This window comes from Halomonas sp. BC04 (assembly GCF_000568385.1).
In genome coordinates this window covers 1-8,630 of the sequence record NZ_AZQX01000169.1, presented here as the reverse complement: position 1 = coordinate 8,630, position 8,630 = coordinate 1, and the positions used below count along the sequence as shown (strand labels likewise).

At 64.7% G+C, this 8,630-nt stretch carries 2 protein-coding genes and 3 pseudogenes; all 5 read right to left on the bottom strand.

Translation table 11 applies throughout. From position 1 onward, the window contains the following. Window positions 1–115, bottom strand: a 115-nt coding sequence (locus Q427_RS30070; RefSeq protein WP_155833546.1) for a hypothetical protein, incomplete at its 3' end; no start/stop codon positions are given. Window positions 116–177: 62 nt separating this feature from the next. Next, a complete protein-coding gene (gene kdsA / locus Q427_RS11875) occupies window positions 178–1,029 on the bottom strand; it encodes a 3-deoxy-8-phosphooctulonate synthase (RefSeq protein ID WP_043514093.1) in 852 nt (283 codons plus the stop codon). Between the two features lie 17 nt (window positions 1,030–1,046). Continuing rightward, a pseudogene (locus Q427_RS11870) lies at window positions 1,047–2,707 on the bottom strand (CTP synthase). 253 nt (window positions 2,708–2,960) lie between these two features. Next, window positions 2,961–4,381 (bottom strand): annotated as a pseudogene (locus Q427_RS11865) (FAD-dependent oxidoreductase). A 23-nt stretch (window positions 4,382–4,404) separates the two neighbouring features. After that, window positions 4,405–8,630, bottom strand: a pseudogene (gltB, locus tag Q427_RS11860) (glutamate synthase large subunit); the annotation flags it as partial.

The window sequence follows — 8,630 nt, the reverse complement described above, 5'->3', positions numbered from 1 at the left end:
TGGGGGCACAGGCCACGCCCACGGCGCCGCTCTCCAGGCGCACCTCGGCCTGCACCGTGGGGTTGCCGCGGGAGTCGAGCACCTCGAGGGCAAGGATATCGGCAATCTTGGTCATCGTGTGTCGTCCTATTCTTATGGATCAGTCTTATGAATCAGCGTTGAGTGAGTCAGTGAGTATCAGGTGATATCCAGCGCCGGGAATGCCTTGACCAGGTCATCGATGGCCTTGAGCTGGGCCAGGAAGGGCTCGAGCCGGTCCAGGGGGAGCGCACAGGGGCCATCACACTTGGCATTGTCCGGGTCCGGATGCGCTTCCAGGAAGAGTCCAGCAAGGCCCACGGCCACGCCGGCCCGGGCCAGCTCGCCAACCTGTTCACGGCGGCCGCCGGCGCTGTCCGCGCGGCCGCCGGGTCGCTGCAGGGAGTGGGTGACATCGAAGAAGACCGGGTAGCCGGTCTGCTTCATATCACCAAAACCGAGCATATCAACCACCAGATTATTATACCCGAAACTGGATCCACGTTCGCAAAGCAACAATCTGGCGTTACCGGCCTCCTCGCACTTTCTGATGATATGGCGCATTTCATGGGGTGCGAGGAACTGCGGCTTCTTGAGGTTGATTACCGCCCCGGTCTGGGCCATGGCCACCACCAGGTCGGTCTGGCGGGCGAGAAAGGCCGGCAACTGGATGATATCGGCCACCTCCGCCACCGGTGCGGCCTGCCAGGGTTCGTGCACGTCGGTGATGATAGGAACACCGAAACGCGACTTGACCTCCGCCAGTATCTCCAGCCCCCTCTCCAGGCCCGGGCCGCGAAAGGAGTGGATAGAGCTGCGGTTGGCCTTGTCGAAGCTGGCCTTGAACACGAAGGGAATGCCCAGGCGAGTGGTAACTTCGACGTAGGTCTCGGCCACTTCCAGGGCCAGCTCGCGGGACTCCAGTACGTTCATGCCGCCCAGCAGCATGAGCGGCAGAGAATTGCCGGCCTGAAGGCCGGCAATAGTGATGATGCGCTGCGCGTCTGTCATGGACACTCCTTGGTCCCTCAGCCCTGCGGCTGGGCCTGGGCCTGCTGGCGGGCACGGGTATTCTTGTGCTCCAGCGCCGCATTGATGAAGCCGGTAAAGAGCGGGTGGCCATCGCGGGGAGTGGAGGTGAATTCCGGATGGAACTGGCAGGCCACGTACCAGGGATGGTCTGGCAGCTCGATCATCTCCACCAGGGAGCTGTCCACGCTCTTGCCGGAAACCACCAGCCCCGCCTGCTCCAGCTCGTCGATGAACTGATTGTTGACCTCGAAGCGATGCCGATGCCGCTCGACGATCTCGTCGGCGCCATAGGCATCCCGGGCCTTGGTGCCGGCTTTCAGGTGGCAGACCTGGCCGCCAAGGCGCATGGTGCCGCCGAGATCCGAGGCCGCATCGCGCAGTTCGATCTTGCCCTCAGGGGTGATCCACTCGGTGATCAGGCCCACCACCGGATGCTGGGTCTCGTGGGTGAACTCGGTGGAGTTGGCATCTTCCCAGCCGGCCACATGCCGGGCATATTCGATCACCGCCACCTGCATGCCGAGACAGATACCCAGATACGGGATGCCGTTTTCCCGGGCGAAGCGCGCCGTGGCAACCTTGCCCTCGACGCCACGCTCGCCGAAGCGCCCGGCACCAGGATGGCGTCCTTGCCCGCCAGGCGTTCGGTACCGTGGCGCTCGATATCCTCGGAGTCGATGTAGTCGACGTTGACCTTGACCCGGGTCTGGATACCGGCATGGATGAGCGCTTCGTTGAGCGACTTGTAGGCGTCCAGCAGTTCCATGTACTTGCCGACCATGGCGATATTGATCGACTTTAGCGGGTTGAGCTTGGCGTCCAGCACATGGACCCACTCGGTGAGATCCGCCTCTTCCGCCTCGATGCGAAGTTTGTCGCAGACGATCTCGTCGAGGCCATGCTCATGCAGCATCAAGGGGATGCGATAGATGGTGTCGGCATCCTGCAGCGGGATGACCGCTCGTTCCTCGACGTTGGTGAACAGGGCGATCTTGCGCCGCTCGCTCTCTTCCAGCTCCACTTCGCTGCGACAGATCAGGATGTCCGGCTGGATACCGATGGAGCGCAGCTCCTTGACGCTGTGCTGGGTCGGCTTGGTCTTGGTCTCCCCCGCCGTCTTGATGTAGGGCACCAGCGTCAGGTGCATGAAGATCGCCCGACTCATGCCCAGCTCGCTGCGGATCTGGCGAATCGACTCCAGGAACGGCAGCGACTCGATATCGCCCACGGTGCCGCCGATCTCCACCAGGGCCACATCGAAGCCCTCGCCACCGGCATAGACCCGGCGCTTGATCTCGTCGGTGATGTGGGGGATCACCTGCACGGTGCCGCCCAGATAGTCGCCACGGCGCTCACGGCGCAGCACGTGCTCGTAGACGCGACCGGTGGTGAAGTTGTTGCCCTGGGTCATCTTGGTACGAATGAAGCGCTCGTAGTGGCCCAGATCCAGGTCGGTCTCGGCACCATCTTCGGTAACGAACACCTCGCCGTGCTGGAAGGGACTCATGGTGCCCGGATCCACGTTAATGTAGGGATCGAGCTTGAGCATGGTGACCTTGAGGCCGCGTGCCTCGAGAATCGCCGCCAGCGAGGCCGACGCGATGCCCTTGCCGAGAGAGGACACAACGCCGCCGGTCACGAAGATATATCGTGTCATGGAGAACCTGTCGAAACGTGATCATGAGGCGTGGCAGGAAGCCGCGCCAGGATGGGACGACAGACTAGCAGATTACGACGAATGGCTCAATTTCGGCCGGCTTGAGGCCTGACCCGCGGCTTGCCCGGCGACAGGTCTTCGCGGAGGCGCTGTGAATACTTCCCTGTACGCTACCGATTCCTTCCCTGGAATCGGACCTCCGCTGCGACCTGTCCCCGGCGCTGCTCACCACTCAGCAGCGGGCCCGCAATCGTCACACACCCAGGTAGTCGAGGATGCCCTCGCCAGCCTGTCGTCCTTCATGAATGGCGGTGACCACCAGGTCCGAGCCACGCACCATGTCGCCGCCGGCGAAGATCTTCTCGTTGGTGGTCTGGAAGGCGTAGGCGCCCTGTTCCGGCGCCAGGACCCGGCCGCGCTCGTCGAGTTCGATGCCGACGGTATCGAACCAGGGCGAGGGGCTCGGCTGGAAACCGAAGGCGATGACCACCGCGTCCGCGGGCAGGACTTCCTCGGAACCCGGCACCACCTCGGGGCGCTGGCGGCCATTCTCGTCGGGCTCGCCTAGGCGGGTGCGCACCACCTTCACGCCTTCCACCTTGCCTTCGCCCACCACCGCAACCGGCTGGCGGTTGAACAGGAACTCCACGCCCTCCTCCCGCGCATTCTTCACCTCGCGCTTGGAGCCGGGCATGTTCTCCTCGTCGCGACGGTAGGCGCAGGTCACCATCGAGGCGCCCTGGCGGATCGCCGTGCGGTTGCAGTCCATGGCGGTATCGCCACCGCCCAGCACCACCACCTTCTGCCCTTCCAGCGAGATGTAGTCCGCCGGATCCTTCTCGAAACCGAGGCAATGGTTGACGTTGGCGATCAGGTAGTCGAGGGCCTTGTGCACGCCTGGCAGATCCTCGCCCGGGAAGCCGCCGGTCATGTACTTGTAGGTGCCCATGCCGAGGAAGACCGCGTCATAATCCGCGAGCAACTGGTCGAAGGGAACCTCCTTGCCGATCTCGGTATTGAGCCGGAACTCGATACCCATCTCCTCGAAGACCGCGCGACGCCGCTCCATCACCGTCTTCTCGAGCTTGAACTCGGGAATGCCGAAGGTCAGCAGGCCGCCGATTTCCGGATACTTGTCGAAGACCACCGGCTTGACGCCGTTGCGCACCAGGATATCGGCGCAGCCCAGCCCCGCCGGGCCAGCGCCGATGATGGCGACCTTCTTGTCGGTCCACTCCACCTGGGACATGTCGGGACGCCAGCCCATGGCGAAGGCGGTATCGGTGATGTACTTCTCCACCGAGCCGATGGTCACCGCGCCGAACCCGTCGTCGAGGGTGCAGTCGCCCTCGCACAGGCGATCCTGGGGGCACACCCGGCCGCACACCTCGGCAGGGTATTGGTCTTGTGTGACAGCTCCGCCGCCTCGAGGATGTTGCCCTCCGCCACCAGCTGCAGCCAGTTGGGAATGTAGTTGTGCACCGGGCACTTCCACTCGCAGTAGGGGTTGCCGCAGTGCAGGCAGCGGTGCGCCTGGCTGGCCGCCTCCTGGGGCTTGTAGGGCTCGTAGATCTCGCCGAATTCCCGCGCCCGGGTGCGGGCATCCTTCTTCTGCGGATCCTGGCGACCCACGTCGATAAACTGGAAGTCGTTGTTGATCAAGCGATTGGCCATGTCTTGTCTCCTGGGTAACCGGCTTACTCGGGGCGCCTGCGGGATTCGTCAAGCAGGCTGCCCAGGCTCGCCGCCTTGGGCTTGACCAGCCAGAAATGACGCACGTAGTCGCTGAAGTCGTCGAGTATCTCGCGGCCCCGGGCAGACCCGGTCTCGGCAACGAACTCCTCGATGACTTCCCGCAGGTGACGCCGATAGGCCTCCATGGCCTCGGTATTGACCCGGTGGATCTCCACCAGCTCATGGTTGTAGCGATCGACGAAGGAGCGATCCTCGTCGAGGGCGTAGGCGAAGCCGCCAGTCATACCCGCCCCGAAATTGACGCCGGTCTCGCCCAGCACGCAAATCATGCCACCCGTCATGTACTCGCAGCAGTGGTCACCCGCCCCCTCGATCACGGCGTGGGCACCGGAGTTGCGCACCGCAAACCGCTCGCCGGCAGTACCCGCGGCGAACAGCCTGCCGCCGGTCGCCCCGTACAAGCAGGTGTTGCCGATGATGGCGGTCTCGTGGCTGGCGTAGCGGCTGCCCTTCGGCGGGGTGATCACCACCTTGCCACCGTTCATGCCCTTGCCCACGTAGTCGTTGGCATCGCCCTCCAGGTAGAGGTGCAGGCCCCGGGCATTCCACACGCCGAAGCTTTGCCCGGCCACGCCCTCGAAGCGCAACGTGATCGGGGTGTCCTCGAGCCCGGCCTCGCCGTAGTGCTTGGCCACCGCGCCGGAGGAAAGTGCCGGCACCGAGCGGTCGCAGTTGGTGATGGCGAATTCGAACTCGCCGCCGCTCTTGTCGGCGATGGCCTGCTCGATGGCACCCAGCACCTCCTGGTTCTTGGCCCCCGGGTCATGGGGCACGTTGCGGCTCACCTGGCAGTACTGCGGAGCGTCCGCCGGCACGAAGTCGTTGGTCAGCAGGGGTGTCAGGTCGAGCTTGCGCTGGGAGGGCGTCGCACCGTCCAGCACCTCGAGCAGGTCGGTACGGCCGATCAGGTCGGTCAGCTTGCGCACCCCCATCATCGCCAGCAGTTCACGCACCTCATCGGCGATGAAGCGAAAGTAATTCTTGACCATGTCCACGGTGCCGCGGAAGTGCTCGTCCCGCAGGTACTGGTGCTGGGTGGCCACGCCAGTGGCGCAGTTGTTGAGGTGGCAGATACGCAGGTACTTGCAGCCCAGGGCGACCATGGGCGCAGTACCGAACCCGAAGCTCTCGGCGCCGAGAATGGCCGCCTTGACCACGTCCAGGCCGGTCTTCAGTCCGCCATCGGTCTGCAGGCGGATCTTGTCGCGCAGGCCATTGATGCGCAGTGCCTGGTGCACCTCGGGTAGGCCCAGCTCCCAGGGGGAGCCGGCGTGCTTGATCGAGGTGAGCGGACTCGCCGCCGTCCCACCGTCGTAGCCGGAGACGGTGATCAGGTCGGCGTAGGCCTTGGCCACGCCGGTGGCGATGGTGCCGATACCGGGCTCGGAGACCAGCTTCACCGAGACCTGGGCTTCGGGATTGACCTGCTTGAGGTCGAAGATCAGCTGGGCCAGATCCTCGATGGAGTAGATGTCATGGTGGGGCGGCGGCGAGATCAGGGTCACGCCGGGCACCGAGTAGCGCAGCCGGGCGATCAGGTCGTTGACCTTGCCGCCGGGCAGCTGGCCACCCTCGCCGGGCTTGGCGCCCTGGGCCACCTTGATCTGCAATACGTCGGCGTTGACCAGGTAGGCCGGGGTGACGCCGAAGCGGCCGGAGGCGATCTGCTTGATCTTGGAGGAGCGAATGGTGCCGTAGCGCGCCGGATCCTCGCCACCCTCACCGGAGTTGGAGCGACCACCGGCCTCGTTCATGGCCTGGGCCAGGGCCTCGTGGGCCTCGGGAGACAGCGCCCCCAGCGACATGCCGGCACTGTCGAAGCGCGGAATGAGTTCCTCGACCGTTTCCACCTCATCCAGTGAAAGCGGGGATTCGGACGGCTTGAGCTTGAGCAAATCACGCAGGGTGGCGGGCTCACGCTCGTTGACCAGTGCCGCGAATTTCTTCCACTTGGCGTAGTCGCCCTCCTGCACGGCCTCCTGCAGCGCCATGACCACGTCCGGGTTGTAGGCGTGGTACTCGTGGTCATGCACATACTTCATCAGGCCGCCCTGGGAGATGCCCTTGCGCGGCGTCCAGGCGTCCCGCGCCAGCAGTTCCTGCTGCAGTTGCAGCTCGGCAAAACCGGCGCCTTCGATACGCGAGGCCATGCCGCTGAAGCAGAGGTCCATCACCTCGGAGTGCAGCCCCACCGCCTCGAACAGCTGGGAGCCACGATAGGAGGCCAGGGTCGAGATCCCCATCTTGGAGAGAATCTTGTAGAGGCCCTTCTGCATCCCCTTGCGGTAGTTCTCACGAGCATCGGCCGGGTTGCCGGTCAGCTCGCCGGTACGGTGCATGTCGGCCATGACCTGGTAGGCCAGCCACGGGAATACCGCGGTCGCCCCCACGCCGAAAAGCACCGCCATCTGATGGGCATCGCGGGCATAACCGGTCTCGACCACGATGTTGGCCCGCGGGCGCAGCGCCAGCTTGCCCAGGTGGTGATGCACGGCACCGACCGCCAGGGCCGCGTGGATCGGCAGCTGCCCCTTCTCGAGATTGGCGTCCGACAGCACCAGGATCACCTTGCCGTCGTGCACCGCGGCTTCGGCCTGGCGGCACAGCTCGACGAGGGCCGCCTTGAGCCCGACCTGCTCGGGATCATAGCCCAGCGGAAGGCGGTGACTGGCGAAGGTCGGGTCGTCCTGCTCGAGCAGGGCGGTGAACTTGCGCGGCGACAGCACCGGCGTGGTGAGGATGATACGGTGGGCATGCCCCGGCGTAGCCTTGAAGACATTGAGCTCGGGCCCGATGCAGGTTTCCAGCGACATCACGATGGCTTCACGCAGCGGGTCGATGGCCGGATTGGTGACCTGGGCGAACTTCTGCCGGAAATAGTCGGTGAGCAGCCGATGCTTGCGCGACAGCACCGCCATGGGCGTATCGTCGCCCATGGAGCCCACCGCCTCCTGGCCACTCTCCGCCAGGGGACGCAGCACCTGGTCGCGCTCCTCGAAACTGACCTGGAACATCTTCTGCCAGGTCTTCACCGCCTGCTGGTCCATGTTCTGGAAGCTGGCAAGCTCGGTCAGCGCCGATTCCAGGTAGTGCGCCTCCTCTTTCAGCCAACACTTGTAGGGGTAGGCCGACTTCAACCGTTCGTCGATATCGGTGGTATGCAGCACTTCGCCGGTCTGGGTGTCGACGGCGAGTATCTGGCCCGGACCCACGCGCCCCTTGGCCACGACGTCTTCCGGCTTGTAGGCGTAGGTACCGATCTCGGAAGCGAGGGTGATGTAGCCGTTCTTGGTCACCACCCAGCGCGCCGGGCGCAACCCGTTGCGGTCGAGCATGCACACAGCCTGCCGACCGTCGGTCATGACGACACCGGCGGGACCGTCCCAGGGCTCCATGTGCATGGAGTTGTACTCGTAGAAGGCGCGCAGCTCACCGCCCATGGTCTCCACGTTCTGCCAGGCCGGCGGCACCATCATTCGCACCGCCCGGTGCAGCTCCATGCCCCCCATCAGCAACACCTCGAGCATATTGTCCATGCTCGATGAGTCCGAGCCCACGGTATTGACGATCTCGTCCAGCTCGGCGATGTCGGGCAGCCGATCGTTGACGAAATTCTCCTTCCGCGAGTTGGCCCAGCCGCGGTTGGCCTCGATGGTGTTGATCTCACCGTTGTGGGCCAGCATTCGGAACGGCTGGGCGAGAGGCCAGCGCGGCGCCGTATTGGTCGAGAAGCGTTGGTGAAAGACGCAGATGGCCGTTTCCAGGCGCTCGTCGCCCAGGTCATGGTAGAAGGCCGGCAGGTCCACCGGCATCACCAGCCCCTTGTAGGAGACCACCTCGGCGGAGAGGGAGCAGACGTAGAAGTCCTCCTCGTCGCGCAGCATCTGCTCGGCACGGCGGCGGGCCATGAACAGGTCGACGTCGAAGCGCTCCGGATCGCTCGACTTGCCCGGCTCAACGAACAGATGGCGAATGCGCGGCAGGCACGCCAGCGCCATGGGGCCGCAGAATGAGGGGTCAACCGGCACGTCGCGCCAGCCCCGTATGACCAGGCCGCAGGCGCGCAGCTCACCCTCGAGGATGCCGCGGGCGCGAGCTCCTTGGCATCGTCATCGGGGAGGAAGATGGCACCGACCGCAAACCGCTCACTCAGGGTGACGTCGAGGGT

Excerpts from the sequence above, each read along its gene's own strand:
- kdsA (WP_043514093.1), bottom strand. The coding sequence starts at position 1,029 with ATGACAGACGCGCAGCGCATCATCACTATTGCCGGCCTTCAGGCCGGC.